Origin of the sequence: Mesoplasma photuris ATCC 49581 (assembly GCF_000702725.1) — a bacterium.
GTDB lineage: Bacteria > Bacillota_I > Bacilli_A > Mycoplasmatales > Mycoplasmataceae > Tullyiplasma > Tullyiplasma photuris.
In genome coordinates this window covers 25,878-49,178 of record NZ_JNJI01000004.1, presented here as the reverse complement: position 1 = coordinate 49,178, position 23,301 = coordinate 25,878, and the positions used below count along the sequence as shown (strand labels likewise).

The 23,301-nt window shown below is 28.4% G+C and carries 21 protein-coding genes and 1 riboswitch; all 21 genes read left to right on the top strand.

From position 1 onward, the window contains the following. Nucleotide 1 precedes the first annotated feature (1 nt). The 21 genes from T347_RS0102450 (at nt 2) to T347_RS0102350 (ending at nt 23,301) form a co-directional block, all read left to right on the top strand. On the top strand, nt 2-1,516 hold the full coding sequence (locus T347_RS0102450) for an APC family permease (RefSeq protein WP_031542954.1): 1,515 nt from the start codon (nt 2-4) through the stop codon (nt 1,514-1,516). Nucleotides 1,517-1,518: 2 nt separating this feature from the next. Next, the gene (gene obgE, locus T347_RS0102445) at nt 1,519-2,817 is read left to right on the top strand and encodes a GTPase ObgE (protein ID WP_031542953.1); all 1,299 of its coding nucleotides are present in this window, start codon (nt 1,519-1,521) and stop codon (nt 2,815-2,817) included. A gap of 1 nt (nt 2,818) precedes the next feature. Further along, a complete protein-coding gene (nadE, locus tag T347_RS0102440; protein WP_031542952.1) occupies nt 2,819-3,544 on the top strand; it encodes an NAD(+) synthase in 726 nt (241 codons plus the stop codon). Between the two features lie 71 nt (nt 3,545-3,615). Then, a complete protein-coding gene (locus T347_RS0102435) occupies nt 3,616-3,918 on the top strand; it encodes a TIGR04561 family membrane protein (protein WP_169734482.1) in 303 nt (100 codons plus the stop codon). After that, entirely contained in the window at nt 3,908-4,771 is an 864-nt protein-coding gene (locus T347_RS0102430) for an MSC_0882 family membrane protein (protein ID WP_051636037.1), read from the top strand. Before T347_RS0102435 ends, T347_RS0102430 begins: the two co-directional genes overlap by 11 nt. Nucleotides 4,772-4,890: 119 nt before the next feature. Then, nucleotides 4,891-5,919 carry a heat-inducible transcriptional repressor HrcA gene (gene hrcA / locus T347_RS0102425; protein WP_031542949.1) on the top strand — a complete coding sequence of 343 codons (1,029 nt, stop codon included), beginning with the start codon at nt 4,891-4,893 and terminating at the stop codon, nt 5,917-5,919. After that, nucleotides 5,912-6,442 carry a nucleotide exchange factor GrpE gene (locus T347_RS0102420; protein WP_031542948.1) on the top strand — a complete coding sequence of 177 codons (531 nt, stop codon included), beginning with the start codon at nt 5,912-5,914 and terminating at the stop codon, nt 6,440-6,442. Before hrcA ends, T347_RS0102420 begins: the two co-directional genes overlap by 8 nt. 19 nt (nt 6,443-6,461) lie before the next feature. Continuing rightward, nucleotides 6,462-8,225 (top strand): molecular chaperone DnaK, encoded by a 1,764-nt coding sequence (gene dnaK, locus T347_RS0102415; protein WP_031542947.1) that lies wholly within the window; start codon nt 6,462-6,464, stop codon nt 8,223-8,225. A 47-nt stretch (nt 8,226-8,272) separates the two neighbouring features. Next, complete coding sequence (gene dnaJ / locus T347_RS0102410) at nt 8,273-9,391, top strand: molecular chaperone DnaJ (protein ID WP_031542946.1); 1,119 nt, start codon at nt 8,273-8,275, stop codon at nt 9,389-9,391. A 19-nt stretch (nt 9,392-9,410) separates the two neighbouring features. Continuing rightward, nucleotides 9,411-9,506: riboswitch (purine riboswitch) on the top strand. A gap of 69 nt (nt 9,507-9,575) precedes the next feature. Then, nucleotides 9,576-11,129, top strand: coding sequence for an NCS2 family permease (locus T347_RS0102405; RefSeq protein ID WP_051636036.1), 1,554 nt, complete (start codon nt 9,576-9,578; stop codon nt 11,127-11,129). 158 nt (nt 11,130-11,287) lie between these two features. Then, nucleotides 11,288-11,701: a hypothetical protein gene (locus T347_RS0102400; protein ID WP_031542942.1), complete on the top strand. Its 414-nt coding sequence runs from the start codon at nt 11,288-11,290 to the stop codon at nt 11,699-11,701. A 154-nt stretch (nt 11,702-11,855) separates the two neighbouring features. After that, nucleotides 11,856-13,007, top strand: coding sequence for a tRNA 2-thiouridine(34) synthase MnmA (gene mnmA, locus T347_RS0102395; RefSeq protein WP_342665915.1), 1,152 nt, complete (start codon nt 11,856-11,858; stop codon nt 13,005-13,007). 55 nt (nt 13,008-13,062) lie between these two features. Continuing rightward, on the top strand, nt 13,063-13,680 hold the full coding sequence (locus T347_RS0102390; protein ID WP_031542937.1) for a hypothetical protein: 618 nt from the start codon (nt 13,063-13,065) through the stop codon (nt 13,678-13,680). A 93-nt stretch (nt 13,681-13,773) separates the two neighbouring features. After that, nucleotides 13,774-15,888, top strand: coding sequence for a DUF2779 domain-containing protein (locus tag T347_RS0102385; RefSeq protein ID WP_051636035.1), 2,115 nt, complete (start codon nt 13,774-13,776; stop codon nt 15,886-15,888). Next, the gene (gene fmt / locus T347_RS0102380) at nt 15,881-16,843 is read left to right on the top strand and encodes a methionyl-tRNA formyltransferase (protein ID WP_031542933.1); all 963 of its coding nucleotides are present in this window, start codon (nt 15,881-15,883) and stop codon (nt 16,841-16,843) included. Before T347_RS0102385 ends, fmt begins: the two co-directional genes overlap by 8 nt. Continuing rightward, nucleotides 16,843-17,349, top strand: coding sequence for an ECF transporter S component family protein (locus T347_RS0102375; protein WP_031542931.1), 507 nt, complete (start codon nt 16,843-16,845; stop codon nt 17,347-17,349). The genes fmt and T347_RS0102375 overlap by 1 nt, the downstream gene beginning before the upstream one ends. A gap of 58 nt (nt 17,350-17,407) precedes the next feature. Next, nucleotides 17,408-17,965 (top strand): elongation factor P, encoded by a 558-nt coding sequence (gene efp, locus T347_RS0102370; RefSeq protein WP_031542929.1) that lies wholly within the window; start codon nt 17,408-17,410, stop codon nt 17,963-17,965. Between the two features lie 23 nt (nt 17,966-17,988). Next, nucleotides 17,989-18,282, top strand: coding sequence for an MMB_0454 family protein (locus tag T347_RS0102365; RefSeq protein WP_031542927.1), 294 nt, complete (start codon nt 17,989-17,991; stop codon nt 18,280-18,282). Between the two features lie 22 nt (nt 18,283-18,304). Beyond that, complete coding sequence (tig, locus tag T347_RS0102360; protein WP_031542925.1) at nt 18,305-19,588, top strand: trigger factor; 1,284 nt, start codon at nt 18,305-18,307, stop codon at nt 19,586-19,588. Nucleotides 19,589-19,689: 101 nt separating this feature from the next. After that, complete coding sequence (lon, locus tag T347_RS0102355) at nt 19,690-22,014, top strand: endopeptidase La (RefSeq protein WP_031542923.1); 2,325 nt, start codon at nt 19,690-19,692, stop codon at nt 22,012-22,014. A gap of 48 nt (nt 22,015-22,062) precedes the next feature. After that, on the top strand, nt 22,063-23,301 hold the full coding sequence (locus T347_RS0102350; RefSeq protein ID WP_031542920.1) for a replication-associated recombination protein A: 1,239 nt from the start codon (nt 22,063-22,065) through the stop codon (nt 23,299-23,301).

Sequence of the window (23,301 nt, the reverse complement as noted above, 5' to 3'; positions counted from 1 at the left end):
CATGAAGAAGAATCTTAAATTATTTGAATTCTTAACGATATTTACCACAGTTATTGGTGGATTGGTTGGAGTTGGTATTTTTGTAAAAAATGATAATAATCCTGGAAATGTTTTGGGAATTACTGAAAATCCATTTTTAGCAATCATTCTTTGAGTGGTAATGGGTACTATTGTTGTTTCATCGATTATTGTTTTTATTGAAATCGCTAGTTCAACCGCTTCAAAAGGGAACGGAACAGTAACGTATTGGTTAAGAAACTTTACAACAAGACGTATAGGATCAATCGCGTCTGTATTCTACGTATTTATCTATTTACCAGTTAATTATGGTTTTTTTGCCTTATTGGTTGGTAAATATGTAATGCAAGCAGGTGGTGCTGATTTAGAACAATATCAAGAACTATTAATATTTTTAATTTCTGGTGTATTTTTAATTACATTTAACTCAATGATTAACTCATTAACTAGAAGAGCTGGTAAAATGATTCAAATTGTTGGTACTTTTATTAAATTCATCCCATTATTTTTAGTATTAATTGCTTTATTTATTCCTGATAAAACATGAGGAGTTATTTTCAATGGTGAAGGATACATACCACTTGGAAATGGAGAAACTGGTGAAGTAAATTGAAATACCGACTGATCAAGTATTAGTGGTGCTAAAATATTTGCGGGATTCTCACCAATATTTTTCGCTTTTACAACTTTTGTTTATGCAGCAAATATGCAAGCAGAAACAAAAAATAAAAAAGTGGTAATGGTTGCTGTTATTATTGGAGTTGTTTTTACAGCTATTTTCTATATCATAATTTCAATCGCTTTATTTTTTGGTTCAAAAGATGGATCAGTTGTTGGTTTTTTTGAGTACATGTTTTCGGGATTTAAAGATATCGAAACAATGAGTGAAGCAACTAGAAATGCTGCACACTTAACATCTAATATAATGCTAGTATTTGTTTCTTTCCTAGGTCTTAACGCATTTACCTTATTAGGTCCTAATTTTATTGAAACAGATATCAATGAAGGGATTATGTTTTTTAATAATAAAAAAGTTAGTCAAGCTAAAGCAGGTTTATTACAAATGGGAGCAGGGATAATTTTATATGTTCCTTTAGTTACAGCATCAGTATTAACAAATGAAGAAAATCCAACTTACTTATTTGATCAAATGAGTAACGTAATTGCGATGATGGACTTTTTACTTTATTTAGTTTTAATTATTTGTGCGTCTATAAATAGAAAAACTAAAAAAGTCGAGGTTAAACGAATTAATAGTTGGTTATTCTGAATCAGTGCAATTTATTCAATTATTGGTTTAACTGCAGTTTGTGGTTATACTTTTATCAATTCATTTATAGAGAGTCCTACTCTAGCAATCACATTTGGTTTAATTTTAGTATTTATAGCGGTTGGTTGATCAATTAATGAATATCTATTTACAAAAAAACCATTTGTTAAAATAGATAGTAATAACACCAAAAACAAAGTAAAATTAAATAACAAAGAGGAGGGATAGAAATGAAATTTATCGATACAGCTAAATTTACAATTAGAGCCGGTAAAGGTGGAGATGGAGCAGTTAGTTTCCACCACGCCCTTTTCGTTCCTAATGGTGGACCAAATGGTGGTGACGGAGGTAACGGTGGAGATGTTATCTTTGAAGCTGACGGAGGAAAGCACTCATTATTAGATTTAAAATTGCAAAAAATATATGCAGGAGAAGATGGCTATAAAGGTGATATCAAAGATATGCATGGAGCTGCTGGTCAAGAAAAAGTTGTTAGAGTTCCAGTAGGAACATTAATTATTGATATAAAAACCGGAGACATACTTGCAGACCTGGATGAAGATAAGAAAAGAGTGGTTGTTGCAAAAGGTGGTAAAGGTGGTAAAGGTAATGCCAGATTTGCTAATTCAAGAAACAAAGCTCCAACTATTTTTGAAGCTGGTGAATTAGGTCAACAATTCGAAGTTAAAGCTGAATTAAAAGTTTTAGCAGATGTTGGTTTTGTTGGATTACCTAATGCTGGTAAATCAACTTTGTTAAGAGCTATTTCAAATTCAAAACCAGAAGTTGCAGATTATGCATTTACAACTTTGAATCCTCAACTAGGTGTTGCTAAAGCACCTGATGGATCAACTTTTGTTGTTGCTGATTTACCTGGTTTAATTGAAGGAGCATCACTTGGTAAAGGTCTTGGTCATCAATTTTTAAGACATATCGAAAGATGTCGAGTTATTTGTCATGTTATTGACATGAGTGGTAATTATGGTCAAGAAGACGTTATTAAAAACTACGAATTAATTAGAAAAGAACTAAAAGAATATAATTTAAAACTAGATGATAGACCAGAAATTATTGTAATCAATAAAATGGATCTTGATGAAGCTCAATTGAATATGATGGATGAAAGAATTATTAATTACTTTAAAGATAAAAAGGTGATTCAAGTTTCTGGATTACATAAAGACAATACTCAAGAATTGTTGCTAAGAATTGCAAAAGAATTAGAAACAGCTAAATATGTTCCACTATGAGAAATGGATGGAGAAATCGATTTAGATGTAAAATTATATACTTTAGAAGAACCAAAAGAAGATATCCAAATCTTCAACAAAGGAAATGGTTTGTGAGAAGTATCTGGAGATACAGTTTTCAAACTTTACCACAAACTACCGATTTACACTAATGATAACTTATTGCTATTTAATGAGAAAATGAAAAAACTTGGTGTTTATGAAATGTTAAGAGCAAAAGGAATTCAAAAAGGGGATACTGTTAAAGTATTTGACTATGAATTAGAATGAATGGATTAATATGAAATTAGAAAAATATTTAGACTATTTAGTAGAGTTTATTCAAGAATCTGTTAATAATGCGAATGCTAAAGGTGTAATTGTAGGTATTAGTGGTGGAATTGATTCAGCTGTAGTTGCTAATTTAGCTAAAAAAGCTTTTCCAGAGAACTATATGACTGTTTGAATGCCAATCAATTCTAGTAAAGAAGATTTTGATTGTGCTATGGAATTAGTTGAAACTAATCAATTGAACACAATGACAATAGATTTGGTTGATACTTTTGAAACAATTAAAAAACAATTTAATCAAATTGAACCATCAAATCTAGCTTTAGCTAATACTAAAGCTAGATTGAGAATGACTTCATTATATACAATTGCTCAAACAATGGGTTATTTAGTTTTAGGTACAGATAATTTAGATGAATGACATATTGGTTATTTTACAAAATTTGGCGATGGTGGAGTCGATTTGGTCCCAATCATTCATTTACTAAAAGGTGAAGTAAGACAAGCAGCTAAACTTATGGGAGTGCCTGTTTCAATCATAAATAGAGCACCAACAGCCGGTTTATGAGAAGATCAGACAGATGAAAAAGAAATTGGTTTTTCTTATGAAAGAATTGACAATTATTTAATTGGAAAAGATAATGATCCTAAATTAAAAGAAAGAATTGATCAATTACATAAAATAAGTGAGCATAAAAGAAATATTGCAACTGCTCCAAAACCATTTAAAAGATAAAAGAATCTTTAAAAGATTCTTTTTTTATAAAAATGTTAAAATATAATTAATAAAAGTAGGTGTTTAAAATGATGTTATCTTGATTTTGAGATCCCGCAAGTGGAATTGAAATATTTTCAAAGCAAATTCCTTTTGCGATAATATTTTATTTCTTTATTGCATTAGGTGGATTAGCTTTATTAAGTTATTTATTAAATATTATTTTTAGAAAAAATGTTTTTAAAAAGATAAATGCAGAAGAAGATTTAGAATTATTCAAAATGACTGAAATTGAACAAGCAAAATCAGAAATTGATAAAGAAATTGAAATGTTGGTAACTGTTAAAAAACAAGCTACATTAGATCAAAGAAAGGAAAAGCGCAATGGAAAATAACTATGAATTAAATCCAACTCATGATCAAACTGAATTGAATTCTGCTCAAGTTGGTTTTGCTAAAAATCAAAGATTAGCAAAACCTAATTTTGATAAAAAAGAGTTAGACAGTGTTAAAATTCCTCGTGAAATTGCTAAAGAAATTAAATTAGAAAAATTTAGAATTTTTGGAATATCTTTAGTTGCCTTTATTTGTTTGTCAGTTTCTTTATTTTTTGTAATTCTTTCTTATACTGCAAAAGATGGTAAAAACTTTTTAAATATCGATCCTAAATATGTACCATCACCAATCGGAATGTTTTTCTTAATGGGATTTGGAATTGTAATTTTGGCGTTAGCGATGATTGATTTTTCCCATATTGTTAAAGATGTTAAAAAATATAAATCTGATTTAATCATGGGAGTTGAAACAATTCCTTATTTCATTAGAAGAAACTATAAATCATTAATTACAAGACCAATTTATACAAATTGGACAGCATTCTTCATTTATATTTTTGGTGGAGCATCAATCGGGATCACATATGCAATAAATACATTAAACATCAATGATACTAATGTTTTGTTTGGAAAACTAAATACTGAAATAATCATCATGATTGCTATTGAAATAATTACTTTAATAATGCATGTGGGAAGTTTGATTTTGGTTAGATACAGAAAAGGTAATATTAATACTTATTATGGTTATGAACCAATTGAAATTGAAGAAGCAAAAGATTTAAGAAAAAGAGCAAGCAGAACATGCATAATTTTATTCTTTGGATTTTTAGCAATTGTATTATTTTTTATTATAATTCCTTATATGATAGTGAGAAAGAAAAAAGGGAAATCAATCATTCCTTTCATTTAAGCCTAAGGGCTTTTTTTTATTTTAGCACTCACCTATTGACTTTGCTAAAACTGGGGTTATAATAATAAAGAATCACATGATTCAAACTATAAGATATTAATTCAAGCGAGGTGAAATTTGTGTTAACAGAAAGACAAGCCAAAATCTTGAAAGCGATTGTTCAAGAATATATCAATTCAAAACAACCTGTTGGTTCTAAAAAAATTATGGAATTACTTGATATTAAGGCCTCATCAGCCACTATCCGTAATGAATCAGTTGTATTGGAGGAGAAGGGTTTTTTAGAAAAACAACATACCTCATCTGGGAGAATACCATCAACAATTGGTTATCGATTTTATGTAGATAATTTGATGGAACTTCACGAGGAAAAAGAACTTAAAAAATACTTAAAAAATTTATTATTAAATCGTGGTTATACTGTTGATAATATTATTGAAAAAGCAAGTGAAATCATTTCTGAAATGACAAATATGACAGCAATTGTTGCACGAAAAGACAACACAACTGATATTAAATTAGTAAAAATTGATTTAGTACCAATTTCAGATTCTATGGCTTCAGTTATATTTGTTTTATCAAATGCAACAGTTCATCAAAAAGTATTTAATTTAAGCAATGTTTCATTAAATGATCTGGGTATTTCAATCAAATTATTTTCAGATAACTTGATTAATACTAATATTCAAGAAATTAAAAATGTTACAAACAAAATTAAACCAGAATTAAAAAATAAAGTAATAAAATATGAATTTGTATTAGAGAGTTTTATTGAAACTATTTTGCAAGGAAATGATTCTAAAAAAGATATTGTAGGAATGCAATATATGTTAGAAAACCCTGAATTTAATGATACAAATAAAATTAAAAATATTATTCATTTATTACAATCTGTTTCTCCATTTGATTGATATGAAGCTTCATATTCAAACCAAAAAAATTTAAATATGATCAATACCAAAATTGGAAATGAAATTTCAAAAGATATTGATGATATAGCGATTGTTGGAACAGAATTTAAAACAACTGATGGTAAAGTTACTAGTTTAACACTTGTTGGTCCCAAAAGAGTGGATTATTTACAAGCGAATCAATTGGTTAATATCTTAATAGAAATAATTAATAGAGAGGGAGAAAAAGATGAATAAAGAAATCAAAAAAATCTTAGATAAAAATATCGAAGATAAAGATACAAATAAAAAAGTGGCTGATTATATTAAAGAATTAGAAAAAACAGCTACCGAACTATCTGAATCATTAGAAGAAGCTAAATTAATGAAAATTGCAGAAGTTCAAAACTTGACTCGTCGTTATAATGATGAGAGAAGAAGTTTAAAACAATATGGAGCAAAAGGCTTGGCAGAAGGAATTATCACTCCACTCGATTTATTAAAAAAAGTTGTTGCAATGCCCAATGAAAGTCCAGAAGTTAAAAACTATTTAATGGGATTTGAAATGATCATTAAACAACTAGAACATGTATTAGAAGAAAATGGAATATCTGAAATATCAGTTAAAGTCGGAGATGAATTTAATGCAGATATTCATAATGCAAATGAAGCTATTGAAGGAACTGATTTTAAAGAAAATCAAATCGTAGAAGTTATTTCAAACGGTTATAAACTTTATGATCAAGTATTAGTACACGCAATTGTAAAAGTAGCAAAATAGAAAAAAGGAGAACAAAAATATGGCAAAAGAAAAAATTATAGGTATCGATTTAGGAACAACTAACTCTGTTGTTTCAGTTATTGAAGGTGGTGTACCAATCATCTTAGAAAACCCAGAAGGACAAAGAACTACAGCATCAGTTGTAGCATTTAAAAATGAAGATATTATTGTTGGGGGAGCAGCTAAAAGACAAGCTGTTACAAACCCAAACGTAGTAATTTCAGTTAAATCAAAAATGGGAACAAACGAAAAATTAAATTTAAATGGTAAACAATATACACCAGAACAAATTTCAGCAGAAATTTTAAGATATATGAAAAAATATGCAGAAGATAAATTAGGAGAAAAAATTACAAAAGCTGTAATTACAGTTCCTGCTTACTTCAATGATGCACAAAGAAAAGCTACAAAAGATGCTGGTAAAATTGCTGGTTTAGAAGTAGAAAGAATTATTAATGAACCAACAGCTGCAGCTTTAGCATATGGTTTAGATAAACAAGATAAAGAGCAAAAAGTTTTAGTTTACGATTTAGGTGGAGGAACTTTTGACGTTTCTATTCTTGAATTAGCTGATGGTACTTATGAAGTTCTATCAACATCTGGAGATAATAAACTTGGTGGAGATGACTTTGATAAAAAAGTTATCGATTGATTGGTTTCTAAAATTAAATCAGAATCAGGTGTGGATTTAGCAAATGATAAAATGGCTTTACAAAGATTAAAAGATGAAGCTGAAAAAGCAAAAATTAACTTATCATCTCAACTTGAAGTTGAAATTAATTTACCATTCATCGCTATGAATGCAAGTGGTCCAGTATCATTCGCAACAACTTTAACACGTGCTGAATTTGATAAAATGACAAAAGATTTAGTCGAAAGAACTTCAAAACCAGTTAAAGATGCTTTAGCAGCAGCTAAACTTTCAGCAAGCGACATTGATGAAATCTTATTAGTTGGAGGATCAACAAGAATTCCTGCAGTTCAAGAAATGGTAAAATCAATTTTAACAAAAGAACCTAATAGAACAATTAACCCAGATGAAGTGGTAGCTATGGGAGCTGCAATTCAAGGGGGAGTATTGGCTGGTGATGTAACAGATGTTTTATTACTAGACGTAACTCCACTATCATTAGGAATTGAAACAATGGGTGGTATATTTACTAAATTAATTGATAGAAATACAACAATTCCAACTGAAAAATCTCAAGTTTTTTCAACTGCAGTTGATAATCAACCTGCTGTAGATATCAATATTTTACAAGGAGAAAGACCCATGGCTAAAGATAATAAATCTTTAGGACAATTCCAGTTAACAGGTATTAAACCAGCTCCAAAAGGTCAACCTCAAATCGAAGTTACATTTAAAATCGATGTTAATGGTATTGTAAGTGTTTCTGCAAAAGATAAACAAACAAATGAAGAAAAATCAATTACAATTTCTAATTCAGGGGCATTAAGTGATGCAGAAATTGAAAAAATGATTAAAGAAGCAGAAGAAAATGCTGCAGCTGACGAAATTAAACGTAAAAATATTGAATTAAAAAACAAAGCAGAAAGTTATATCAATATTTTAGAATCATCTATGGCAGAAGCTGGTGAATCAATGACACCAGAGCAAAAAGAGCAATCAGAAAAAATGATTTCTGAAATTAAAGAGTTAATTCAAAAAGAAGATTACCAAGCATTGGAATCTAAAATGACTGAACTTGAACAAGCAATGCAAGCAGCAGCTGAATTTGCACAAAATAAAGATCAACAAAATCAAGGTGAAAATAATCAGTAATAAATAAATACTAACGCAAGTTAGTTTTATTTATTTAGAAAGGCGATATGAGCAATAAGAGAGACTATTATGAAGTTTTAGGAGTTTCTAAAACTGCAACAGAACAAGAAATTAAAAAAGCATACCGCAGCTTAGCAAAAAAGTATCACCCTGATGTAAATAAAGCAGCTGATGCAGAAACAAAATTTAAAGAAATAAATGAAGCTGCAAGTATTTTAATGGATGCTGACAAACGCTCTAGATATGATCAATTTGGTCATGCAGGAATGGAAGGTTCTGGTCAAGGAGCTGGTGGATTTGGTGGCTTTGAAGATTTCTTTTCAAACATGGGTGGACAACAAGGAAATTCATTCTTTGGTGATATGTTTGGTGATATGTTTGGTGGAAATCGTGGTAGACAAAGAAATATCAATGGTGAAGATGTTGTTATTGAAATGACATTAAGTTTTAAAGAACTTATTTATGGTGTTGATCGTGAAATTAAGCTAAATTTATTATCTAAATGTGATACTTGTGATGGAATTGGAGCGAAAAATCCTAACGATGTAAAAACTTGTTCACAATGTGGAGGACATGGTTTTGTTAATGTTACTCAACAAATGGGTCCATTAAGTTTTCAATCACAACAACAATGTTCTAAATGTAGAGGTTTAGGTAAAGAAATTTTAAATAAATGTATTACATGTAATGGACGCGGAACACACATCAAATCAAAAACAATCGATGTACCAATTCCTCATGGATTAAGACCAAATCAACAACTTGTTTTACAAGGTTATGGTCATGCATCAACTCTTGGTGGTAACCCAGGTAATGTTTATGTAAATATTAAATTAGCTCAATCAAAAGTATTCTCACTTTCTGGATCTTCAGATTTGTTAATGAAATATAATATTTCTTATTTAGATGCTATTTTAGGAAATGATATTTTAATCGAAACTTTTGAAGGATTGGTAAAAATGAAAGTTCCTAAAGGTATAAATTCGGGAGAAAAAATCAGAATACCAAATAAAGGTTTATACAAAGACAGTAGATCTTCTAGACGTGGGGATTTAATTGTTGAAATAAACATTTCAGTACCAACATCTATTTCTAAAAAAGAGAGAAAATTGTTAGAAGAAATTGAATTAGAAACAGATTTTAAAATTAAAAATAGTTTAGAATAATTTTCCTATATAATGAAAATATAAATTAAATAGGAAAACTTATATAATCCTGCATAATGGGCAGGAGTCTCTACAGTGCACCATATGTACTATTATGAGTTATAAATAGAGCTTGCTCTTGTGTTTTCAGTCGCACGAGTAAGCTCTTTTCTGTTTTTTTATTAATTTATAAGAAAGGTTATAAATGGAAAAAGAACAAAATACTTCTATTGAAGAAAATTTATTGTTTGAAGAATTTGGTAACGAGACGCCTCAAATGACTGCTGAAAGAAATGCAAAGAACTTTGTATTCAGCAATAACAAAGCTATCGCTGCCATGGAGAGATACTTCAAATTTGACACACTTGGTGCAATTTGAAAAAAAGAAATTTTAGGTGGTTTAGCAACATTCCTAGCTTTGATTTACATTTTATCTGTAAACCCAGCAATTTTAAGTAGTGCAGAATCTGTTACTGATCCTACAAATCCAGCTGCTAATATGGATTCATTCGGTGTATTCTTAGCAACAGCAATTGCATCAGCAATCGCATCAATTGTGATGGGATTATTTGCAAATATTCCTGTTGCTGTATCAACAAGTATGGGTATGAATGCTATGATGGTATTCAACTTAGCTAATGTTGGTGGTTTGGGATATGAAGGAGCGTTAATCGCTACTATGCTATCATCAATATTGTTTGTAATAGTTTCTATTACACCACTAAGAAGAATGGTTATTAAGGCTATTCCAAAACAAATAGTAATTGCCTTTGGAATTGGAATTGGATTTTTTATTGCAACTGTTGGATTAACTGACATGGGATGATTAATGAAATCTGATTCAGGAGTTCCGATTGCTGCAATTTCTAAATTACAAGAAAATTACCCGTTAATTTTAATTGGTATGGGAACATTAGGTTTAATTTTATTCTTACACTTTAAAAAAGTTCCTGGGTCTGCAGCTATTGGTATTTTAGCCGGATTTATTGTTGCTGTAATTGTGGCAAACACTGTAAGCGAAGATAGTAGTTTATTACAAGCAGGTGGAGCTTTATCTAATACTAATTTCCGTGATCCAAACTGAGGATGAGACTATCAATTAGATGGTTTCACAGGAAATATTGAAAATACATGAAAACAATTTACTAATGTAGAAATTTGAAATAAACCAGTAATGTATATTTCGATTTTTGTATTCATGTTTATGAATTTCTTTGATGCAACAGGTACTTTAGCATCATTTAATCATCAATTAAATAAACGTACAAACCAACATCATGAAATCTCACATAAAGCATTAGTTATTGATTCAGGTGCAACAGTTGTTGGTGCGGCCTTAGGAACATCTCCAATGGGAGTTTATGTTGAATCGGCTGCTGGTATTGAACAAGGAGCAAGAACAGGAGTTGCTGCAATTGTAAATGGATTATTATTCGTAGTTGCTATTGCTCTATATCCGATATTTAAAGCTATTCCTGCATGTGTTACATCTGCAGCATGTATTTATATCGGAATGATGATGGTTGCTGAATTAAAACTTATTGATTGAAAAAAACCAGAAATTGCAATTTCAGCTTTCTTAGTAATCTTATTCATGGTTACTACATATAATATTGCTAATGGTATTGCTTTTGGAATTATTGGTTATACATTCATTAAAACAGTAACAGGTAAAATAAAAGAGGTTGGAATAGTAATGTGAGTATTATCACTATTGTTCGTCGGCTACTTTATTTCACTCGCCTTCATAGTCGGTTAATTGAAATTTGTAAAAAACTAAAGTTAAATATTAAACTTTAAGTGAAAGAATTTTCTTTCGCTTTTTTTTAAAAGTTAAGTTAATTCAGATAGCATCAAAAACTTCACAAAAGGTCATCACATAAAAAGAGTATAATATTTAAAAGGTATACTAATTTTATGGATATAAACAAAGATAAAAATATAAGAAATTGAAGTTTTTGAATAACAATAGGATATGGAATTATTTCAATTGTACTTCTAGCTTTTCCGTTTGGATGATGATTTTTAATCGAAAAAGATGAAGGAGTAGATATTGAAAATATTAAAACCCTTGGAGATTTTTTATTATCGATATTTTTTGTATGACATTTCTTTTTTGCAAGTTTATGAATTTCTATTATTTCATTGATTATATTTATTTTTGCTAAAAAAGAAGTTAAAGAAACTACTAAAAAAGAATATAAAATAAATATAATTCTATTATGTGTTTTATCAGTTGGATTTCTAGGATTTATAATTGCAATTCCGATCATACCTTTATGGTATTTATTATTCAAAAAAGTAAAAAAACAAAATAATATTTTAAAATAAAATAAAGGTTTTGATAATAAATAAGCACAAATATAAACATGTCTTTATTGAATTTTATTACTTAAATTTACAATTTTATAAAACTACATAGGTTATGTGTTAATTGAAAACAAACTATTAAAATGTTAAAATTAAATTGCTTTACATAAAAGCAATTTTTTTATTTTTAAAAAGGAAGATGAACATGAAAAAGAAAGTAATAGTAGGGATGAGTGGTGGAGTTGATTCATCAGTTGCAGCATTATTATTAATTCAACAAGGATATGAAGTTGAAGGATTATTTATGCGTAATTGAGATTCGGCCGCTAATGGAGATATATTAGGTAATAATGAATCTCAAGATGAAATTTGTACTCAAGAACAAGATTATTTTGATGCATTAGCCGTTTCTAATAAATTAGGTATCAAATTACACAGAGTAGATTTTATAAAAGAATATTGAGATTATGTGTTTGAATATTTTATTAAAGAATATCAAAAAGGAAGAACACCGAATCCGGATATTTTATGTAACAAATATATTAAATTTAATAAATTCATGGATCATGCCATAGAAAACTTAGGTGCTGATTATATTGCGATGGGACATTATGCTGGTGTAAGATTTAATGAAAAAACTCAACAATATGAAATGATCAGAGCCGTTGATCAAAATAAGGATCAAACATATTTCTTGTGTCAATTAACACAAGAAATGTTATCAAAAACATTATTTCCATTACAAGCATTAGAAAAACCACAAATTAGAAAAATAGCAGAAGACAATAATTTGATCACTGCCAACAAAAAAGATTCGACAGGAATTTGTTTTATTGGTGAAAGAGAATTCACTAAATTTTTACAAAACTATATTTCTAATCAACCAGGAGATATAGTTGATGTAAAAACTAATCAAGTAGTTGGAAAACATATCGGTGCTATGTACTATACAATTGGTCAAAGAAAAGGTTTGAACTTAGGTGGTATGAAAGAACCATATTACGTTTCAGGAAAAGACATAGATAAAAAAATAATATATGTTTGTCCAGCAAGTGATGAAAGTTATTTATTATCATCTAGTGCTATTGTCAATGAAATCAATTGAACTTTAAATTTAAGTCATTATATTAAAGATATTAATGAATTTAAATGTACAGCCAAATTTAGATATCGCCAACCAGATGTTGATGTGATCATGAAAAGAATTGATAACACTACTTATAAAGTTAAATATAGTGATGTAAAAGCAATAACTCCTGGTCAAGAAGCGGTATTTTACTTAGGTGAAATATGTCTTGGTGGTGGAGTTATTGATATTGTTAACTAAAAAAACTAAAAATTTTAATTAATTAATTTATAATAAAAAAGAAAGAGGTACGCTTATGGACATGATGTCAATAATTTTAATAATTTTATTAGTTGTAGTTATTGTTTTTGTTATTGTTACAACAATTACAGGACGTAAAGCTTCTAAAAAAGAAAAAGCAAAAAGATATAAAGAAGTTAGAGATAGAATTAAACACCATATCTTAAAAACAGAAAATAAAAAAAACTTAAGAATTGAATTTGAAAAAGTTTATTCAAGAAAAGGTGCTGAATATAAATACCGTGACGTATTCGATGTTATTGTAGAAATAATTGATCCTAAAACAAATCAGATCTTAGAAGTTAGAGCTTATGAAATTGAAGGTATTACAACTAAAGTTGATAAAAAAAATTACAAAACAGATTGAATTGTAAATGGAATTATTGATCTGGATGATGCTAAAAAACGTATTTCAATTGCTGAAAAAGAAATTAAGTTAACAAAAGAAGAAAAATCTCTTCTTAAAAAACAAGAAAGACAAACAGAAAAAGATTTAGCAGAAAAAGAAAAAGCTGAAATGAAGCTTGCAAAACAAGCTTCAAAATCAACTTCTAAAGTAGAAAAAGCTAAAGAAGCTGATAAAATTGCAAAACAAAATACTGAAAAATTCGTTCCTGTAAGAAAGAAAAATTAGTATTTAAAATACACTAAATATAATAAGGAATAGTTTTTGATGACTATTTTTTTTATACTCAAAAAAGATATAATTTATATGAATGAGGTATTTATGAAATTAAAAACACCCGTAAAAAAAGAGATTTTTAAATTAGCACTCGTTGATTGTGCTAAAGCTGCCTGAATTTTTAATACAAAAGAAAATTTTGCAAAAAGTGTTCAATGAAAAGCAGAGCATAAATTTGAATATTTTTTAGATGCTGAATTAAATTCTAATGATGAGTATTCATCAGATGCATCTTCAATTGATGTATATGAAACATATATGAATTTAAATAAGGATTCTGAAGATTATGAGAAGCTTGCCAAAGAATGAGAAGAATTATGAGAAGATCCAATGGGATTTGAAATTTCTAAATTTTCTGGAGAAACTATAGCTGATGGAAATGAAGTTGGAGAAAAAGCTCGCAAATATTTTGATGAAAAATTGCAATATGAAAATAATCTTAAAAATATAGATTGAGAATCTATTAATTTAGTAAGGCATAAAAATTCGAATGAAGCTGTAGTTAAAACTAAAGAAGCACTTACTAACCAAAAAATTAAATATTTATATGAACCAGCTTTTCAATATGAGGATTTTAAACTACTTACTCGTTGTGATATTTTAGAAATTAAAAAAGATAACCATGTTGCTTTGTATGAAGTTAAAGCAACTTCTAAAGTTAAAATTGAACATTTTTATGATGTTATGTATCAAGTTTATATTTTAGAAAAAAATGGATACATAGTAGATGATATTTTTATTTGTAGAATTGATAGTTCTTATTATAAAGGAGAAGGTAATCTTCCTAATAACTTCTCTAAAATTTCAAAATTAGGAACAGCTAATTATGAAACATATGGAAAAATTGATTTTGAAGAAGCATATGATATTGTAAAAACTTTATCAGTACCTGGTAAAGTTTTAAAAAATAAAGATATTGAATTAGAAAAGTATTTCTTTTTAGATGCATTTTCTCATGGTGATGATCAAAATAGAATGACCTTAATAGAAGAATATAGAAGATTTCAATCAACTTTTGATATGGACTGAATATTTGAAAATCTTTCAAATATTCTAAGTTTAAACGATTTAGAAATCGAAAAATACATGAATAAATTTTTATGTGAAACACCAATAGTTAGAAAAAGTATTAAAGCTGGCTGAATATATAAAACTGCAAATGAAAGTAAAACACCATATTGTTCTCATGTTTTACCATGATTTGATAAACAAGAAGATACTATATTTGATTTTTCTAAGTTTGATAAAGTTTTTAAAGCAGAAATTTATAGGGAATTAGGGATTGTTTATTTAGACGATTTAAATAGTTTAGAAGATCCAAATTTACCTAGAAAAAAAGATGGCAAAAGCCGTTTCACTTATAGACATCAAAGAATTTTTTATGGTGTTAAAAACAAAGAACTTATTAATAAAGATATTTCAAAATGCATAGATAGTAACAACATCGATGTATTGGAAAGAGTTTTAAGTGATTATCAAAAATATCCAGTTTACATGTATGATTTTGAAACAATCAAACATGCAGTACCGAGATTTGAAAAATCTACACCATATCAACAAATTCCATTTCAATATTCAATTGATGTTATTTTAAATAATGAATATGATTATAATAATGAATCAACGATGAATCATTATCAATTTATTGGAGAAGATATAGAAGATCCTCGCCCACAATTTTTAATCAACTTTTTAAAAGATATGTTTAGAGATGGAAAAGGAGTTTATGTTGCTTACAATGAATCATTTGAAAAAACGGTTTTAAAATGTCTAGCAGTTGTTTATCCTCAATTTGAAAAACCAATTTTTTATATCATTCAAAACACAATAGATTTAATGGATTTTTTTGCAGGAAGTTCTAAAAAAGAAACAACTGATTTTTTAATTTATCACCCACACTTCAAAGGTAGTTATTCAATCAAAAAAACTCAACCAGCTTTAGAGCCAAATTTCTCATATAATGATTTAGTTATTAATAAAGGTGACAAGGCTTCACAAACATTTAGAGAGTATGTTGATGGAAATATTCCTGAAGCAGCTTTTAAAAACAGAATTTTACCAGACATGATCAAATATTGTAATAGAGATACAATGGCTATGGTTGTAATTCTTAAGAAAGTAGAAGAAATATACAAAAAATATAAGGAGGCATATGAATAAAATAAAAGTAATTTTTTGTGGAACACCAAAGATTGGCGCTGGCATTTTGTCAACATTAATTGAAATGAAAAATGTTGATGTTATCGCTGTTATTTCACAACCTGATAAAATGGTTGGTAGAAATAAAGTGTTAACACCAACTCCTGTTAAAAAAGTAGCTCAAGAAAATAACATCAGGATTTTTCAACCATCAAAAATTTCAGAAATTTTTGATGAATTATCATTACTAGATTATGATTTCTTAGTTACATGTGCCTATGGTCAATTTGTTCCAACTAAAATATTAAATCTTGCTAAAATTGATTCTATCAATGTACATGGAAGTTTATTACCAAAATACAGAGGTGGTGCTCCAATTCAATACGCAATTAAAAATGGTGATTCAAAAACTGGAATATCAATAATGAAAATGGTTAAAGAAATGGATGCTGGTGGTTATTATATTCAAGAAGAAATTGATATTGAAGATAAAGATGATGCTGGTTCACTTTTTGAAAAGATGACATTATTGGGTTCAAAAATGATCAAGGAAAATTTAGAAAAAATTTATGTTGGTGAATTAAAATTAGTTGATCAAGATGAATCTAAAGTGACTTTTTCTAAAAATATTTCAACAGAAGAAGAAAAAATTGATTGATCAAAATCAGCTAGAGATATTTTCAATCATATTAGATCACTTTCACCAAATCCAATCGCTCACACTTTTATAAATGATCAAAGATACAAAATTAAATCTAGTCGTGTTTTGAACAATGATGAACTTGTTATTTCAACAATGAATATAAAAAAAGTTGGAGAAATCATTAATTTTGATAATGAGGGAATAATTGTACATACTTCTAATGGTTTAATAAAAATTTTAGAAATTCAAAGACCTGGTAAACAAATGATTGATGCTGGTTTATATAAAAAAAACAATTTGAATGATTTAAAAATTGGAGATATTTTTAAATAATGAAAAAGTATTTCAACACTAAATATATCACATTAACAGCAATGATAACCGCAGTATTGGTTGTTGTATCTTTAGTAACGATTTTTATTAAAATTGGAGATTCAACTTTTCAATTATCAACAGGATTGTACATTGCTCTATGTGGTTTAATTCCTGGACCAAGTATGTTAATTACCGGAATTGTTTACGGAGCAATTATTGATATGATCAATGGTGGTTTTATCTATATACCTTTAACAATAATTATCAATATACTAATATTTCTTGTGATCACAGCATCTAAAAAAAGTAAATTAATTTATTTAATAATGATATTAGCTTCAAGTCTTGTGTTTTTATACATACCATATTCATATTTAATTAATAATTTTGAAATGAGTGCATTAATCAAAGAAGTGATTGTTGATTCAGTTCAATTTGCTGTATCTTGTGTGGCCGCCATTGGACTATATTGTGTCTTGAATAAAAATCGATTCAAAAAATTAATTTTTACCGATACATTTTAATAAATAACTATAAATGGTATAATTACATAGAATTATTCTAAAAATAAGGAGAAAATAAATGCAAGTAAATGACTTACGTCCTGGAACAACTTTCTTATACGAAGGTAATATATTCATTGTTATCGATCAATCATTTTCTAAAACTGGTAGACAACAAGGAAAAGTAACTGTTAAAGTTAAAAATTTAAGAACTGGTGCTAGAGTTGAAATAACATTCACAGGTGGAGACAAAGTAAATAAAGCAATGATCGAAAAAAAAGATATGCAATATTTATATAATGATGGAAATGATGCATATTTAATGGATACTGATACTTATGAACAAGTTCAAATTCCAATGTCAAGCCTAGAATGAGAAGCTAAATTCTTAACAGATGGATTAATGATTAAAATGACTGAATATGAAGGAGAAATTTTAGGAATTTCTTTACCAGATAAAGTTGAATTAGTAGTAACTGAAGCTGAAGCTGCAGTTAAAGGTGATACAACATCTGGAGCTCAAAAAAAAGCTGTTGTCGAAACAGGTTTAGAAATTATGGTTCCTTTATTTATTAATGAAGGTACAAAAGTTATCATCTCTACATTAGATGGTAAATACACTGGTAGAGCACAATAATACAATAAACGGAGGTATTTAATATGTATATTTCAATTGAAAGAAATTCGCGTGGAGCTTTAGATATTGAGCAATACGCACTAAACAAATTGATCCAATCTGCTGCTTTTAACGCAATTGGTAACAATGCTGTAAATATTGAAGTTATCACAGATATTTATCATGATAACTTATTATATGTTTTGGTAAAAGTTGTATTAGATACTAAAAAAGAATTCGTATTTGAAGAAGCGAAAATTATGAAAAATATTGAGCAAGTGATCACACAAACTTTAAATATTAAACCAAGAAATATTGCTGTAGCTTATAGCAGATAATAAAATTAAAAGGAGAATATAAATGAAATTCACAGAAAGTAAAATAATTGAAAATGGCCAAGGAAAATGAACAGTAACAATTGAAGGTAAAGAATGAACTGATATTTTAGCAAAAGCTAAAAATAGAGTAAAAGCCAACATTGAAATTCCTGGTTTTAGAAAAGGTAAAGCACCAGAAGGTGAAATCGCTAAATATTTAACACCATCAAAAATTTATAATGAAGCATTCAGAATGATGATTGAACCAGCATTTGATTTTGCTAGAAATTCAGATGTTAAAATCGAACCAATGAACTCACCAACACCAGTTCCATTCAAAGTTTCAGAAACAGAATTAATTTTAGATTTCGTATTCGATTTACGTCCTGAAATTGAAATCGGAACTTATACAGGAATTAAAACAATTGAAAAAACAACACCAGAAGTAACTCAAGCTGAAATTGATGAAGTTGTTAATCAATATCAACAACAATTTGCAATGGAAAAAGTAAAAGAAGCTGATGCAAAAATCGTTGATGGAGATGTTGTAACATTTGACTTTAAAGGATTTATTGATGGAGTAGCATTTAAAGGTGGAGAAGCAAAAGGTCATACTTTAGTAATTGGTTCTAACCAATTTATTCCTGGTTTTGAAACTTCAATGATTGGACTAGGATTAGGAAAAGCAAGTATTGATGTTAAATTCCCTGAAGATTACACACCAGAATTAGCCGGAAAAGATTCAGTATTTGAATTAAATATTACAGAAGTAAAAGAAAGAATCTTACCTAACAAAGATGATGAATTAGCTAAAGACTTAAACATGAAAGATGTTAATACTTTTGCTGATTTAGAAAATAAAATCAAAGCAGAATTATTAGAACGTAAAGTAATTGGATTTAAAAACCAATTTGTGAACCAAATTATGGACGAAATCATTAAAGGATCAAAAATTGAATTACCTAAAACTGCAATCGATAATCAAATTGCTGATTTAAAACGTGAATTTGAACAAGAAGTTATTCGTCAAGGTTTAACTTTAAAAGCATATAAAAAAGCAACAGGATTAACAGATAAAGATATTGAAGCTGAAATGTTAGTTGATGCACGTAAAAAATTAGAAACATACTTAGTATCATCAGAAATTCAAAATAAAGAAAAATTTGAAGTTACTGATGCACAAGTTGAAACTAAATATGCTGATCTTGCTGGACAATTTGGTGTTGAGTTAGATTATGTTAAACAAGCAATTCAACCACAAGCTGTTAAACAAGAAATCGCAAATGATTTATTTGTAAACTTCTTATACGAAAATAACGGAAAATAATTTAACAAAGCTCAGGCTTTGTTTTTTATAATTTAGCACTTAACACTTTTAAGTGCTAAAATAATATGCTAAAATATTTATGTACCAAATAAGGGGGCAATATGAATAAAATAATAAAATATCCTATTTTTATTACGAGAGGTGTTTTTGTATATCCTGGTCAATCAGAAACTGTTGAGGTGGGTAGAAAACAAACTCAAGAAGCAATTAAATTTGCTATCGAAAAACACGATGGTAACATGATTGTGTTATCTCAAAAAAAGGTTATGGATAATGATCCAAGTACAGATGAAATTTTTGAAAACGGTACTTCCTCTAGAGTTAATTTAACAAAAGAGTGAAAAGATGGTACTTTAACTGTAGAAATTTTAAGTCAAACAAGAGTTAAAGTTAAACAAATAACAGAAGAAAATGGAATTTATTTTGCTGAAGTTGAAGCGATTATTTTTGATAAAACTAAATTAGAAGATCAAAAACTAAGTATTATTTCAGTTTTACAAGAATTAGCAAACACAACTCCAGGTGTTAAATCAGAAATTGAGCAATTTTTAGAAATGGATGATGCAGAGTTTAGCATTAATATTGAACACGTCATTGATTCAATCGCTAAGTCATTGCCGTTTCTATCAATTGAAAACAGAAATGCTATTTTAGGAGAAGCTGATTTATTAAAGCGTGTAAATTTATTGGTTACTAACTCAGCAAAAAAAGATGTTTCTAAAGAAGTCGAAGCAGACATTAATAAAAAATTAAAAGAAAAAATGGATGCTCAACAAAAAGAATACTACTTACGCGAGAGAATGCGTATTATTAAAGAAGAACTTGAAGATGAAGATTCTGAAAAGTCAGTAATGGAAAAATATAAAGAACGTTTAGAAAACGAACCATTCCCTAAGGTTGTTAAGGAAAGAATCTTAACAGCAATTAGTAGATTTGAAAATATGCAATCTGCTTCAGCTGAAGCTAATGTTGAAAGAAATTATATTGACTGAATGATGTCAATTCCATGATGACAAGAAACAGAAGATATTCAAGATTTAAAATTTGCAAAAAGTGTTTTAGATAAACATCATTATGGTTTGGATAAAGTAAAAGATAGAATTGTTGAATTTTTAGCAGTAAAACAAAAAACTAAAACCTTAAAAGGTCAAATAATTACATTAGTTGGTCCTCCAGGGGTTGGTAAAACTTCTTTAGCTAAATCAATAGCAGAAGCTTTAGGTAAAGAATTTGTAAAAATTTCTTTAGGTGGAGTTAAAGATGAAGCTGAAGTTCGTGGTCATAGAAAAACTTATGTTGGAGCTATGCCTGGTCGTATTATGCAGACAATGAAACGTGCTAAAGTTAAGAATCCATTATTCTTATTAGATGAAATTGATAAAATGGCATCTGATCAACGTGGAGATCCCGCTGCAGCAATGCTAGAGGTATTAGATCCAGAACAAAACTATGAATTCTCAGATCACTATATTGAAGAACCATATGATTTAAGTAAAGTTATGTTTATTGCAACAGCAAACTATCCAGAAAACATTCCTGAAGCATTATATGATCGTATGGAAATTATTAATTTATCAAGTTATACAGAAATTGAAAAAATGAAAATTGCTAAGGATTATTTAGTTGCTAAAGTTTTAGAAGAACATGCATTAACTAATGAAGAAATTTCATTTAAAGATGAAGCTTTTGATGAATTAATTAAATACTATACTCGTGAAGCAGGTGTTCGTCAATTAGAAAGATTAATTTCAACAATTTCTAGAAAATTTATTGTAAAACAATTAAATGAAGAATTAAAAACTTTAGTTGTTGATGCAAAAGTGGTTAATGAATTACTTGGTAAACGTATTTTTGATCACACTGAAAAACAAGGTCAATCAAATGTTGGAGTAGTTACTGGATTGGCATACACTCAATTTGGTGGGGATATTTTACCAATTGAAGTAAATACTTTCCCAGGAAAAGGTAACTTAATTTTAACAGGTAAGCTTGGTGAAGTTATGAAAGAATCAGCTTCAATCGCTTTAGGTTTTGTTAAGTCAAATTATAAAGAATTTGGAATTGATCCTGAAATTTTTGAGAAATGTGATATTCATTTACATGTTCCAGAAGGTGCTGTTCCTAAAGATGGACCAAGTGCTGGATCAGCAATTACAACAGCGTTTATTTCAGCATTTACAAATAAAGAAGTATCTAGAGATATTGGTATGACAGGTGAAATTACTTTAAGAGGTCATGTTTTACCGATTGGTGGATTAAGAGAGAAATCAATTTCTGCAGCTAGATCTGGTTTGAAAAAAATCTTAGTACCGTTTAAAAATGAAAAAGATTTAGATGAAGTACCTGATGAAGTAAAAGCAGTGTTAGAAATAGTTACTGTAAAAGATTACAAAGAAGTATTCGCACAAGTTTTTACTAATAAATAGAGTAAAATAATAACTAGTAAGATAGTTATTATTTTTTTTGGAGGAATTATGAAAGAACCATTAGCATTTTTATTGAGACCTACAACTACTAAAAATATTATTGGTCAAACTCACGTTTTAAGTCAAGGAAGTTTAATTCAAAGAATGGTCGAAAATAAATTTGCAACTTCATTAATTTTTTATGGACCAAGTGGAATTGGCAAAACAACATTTGCAATTGCTTTAGCAAATGACCTTGGTATTGGTTATGAAATTTTTAATGCCACAACTGACAAAAAGCAAAAGTTGGAAAAGATAATTTCTTCAATTGAAGCTGATAAAAAATTTATTTTAATTATTGATGAAATTCATCGTATGAACAAAGATAAACAAGATATTTTATTAGAGTATATGGAAACAGGTAAAGTTTATTTATTTGCGACCACTACAGAAAATCCATTTTTTACAATTAATCCAGCGATTAGATCACGCGCTAATATAATAGAACTTAAAAGATTGAATACAAACGAAATGTTTAATTATACAAAAGAAATGATTGCCAATCAAAAAATAGTAATAGACATTAATGACGAAGCTTTAAAGTACTTAGCAGATTTATCAGCAGGAGATGTAAGAAGTTTTATTAACAACTTAGAATTATTTATCGAATTATATAATGATAAAAAAATTGATTTGCAATTAGTTCTTAAAGTATTACCATATGCTAAAAATCCTTCTGGAGCATATGGAGATGATTTTCATGATTTGAAATCAGCATTACAAAAATCTATTAGAGGAAGTGATGTTGATGCTGCATTATATTACTTTGCTCGATTAATTGAAATTGGTGATTATGAGGTTCTTATGCGAAGAATGGTGATTATGGCTTATGAAGACATTGGTTTAGCTAATCCAGCGATTCCGGCAAGAGTATTCACAGCTTGTAATGCATTTAGAAATATTGGTATGCCCGAAGGAATTATTCCGTTAGGATTAGCTATTTGTGAAATGGCTTTGAGTGAAAAATCTAATTCAGCTTACGAAGCTACATCTCAAGCGCTCAGTGATGTTAGATCAGGAAAAATTTATGATGTTCCCGATCACTTGAGAGATGCACACTATAAAAGTGCTAAAAAGTTGGGTCGAGGAATAGGTTATAAAAATCCTCATAATTATAAAAATGATTGAGTTGATCAACAATATATTTCTGATGAATTAGTGGGAATGCAATATTATAAAAATAAAACCTCTTCATCATATGAGAAAAAAGTTTATGAACTATATTTAAAAATGAAAAAACCAAGTTAA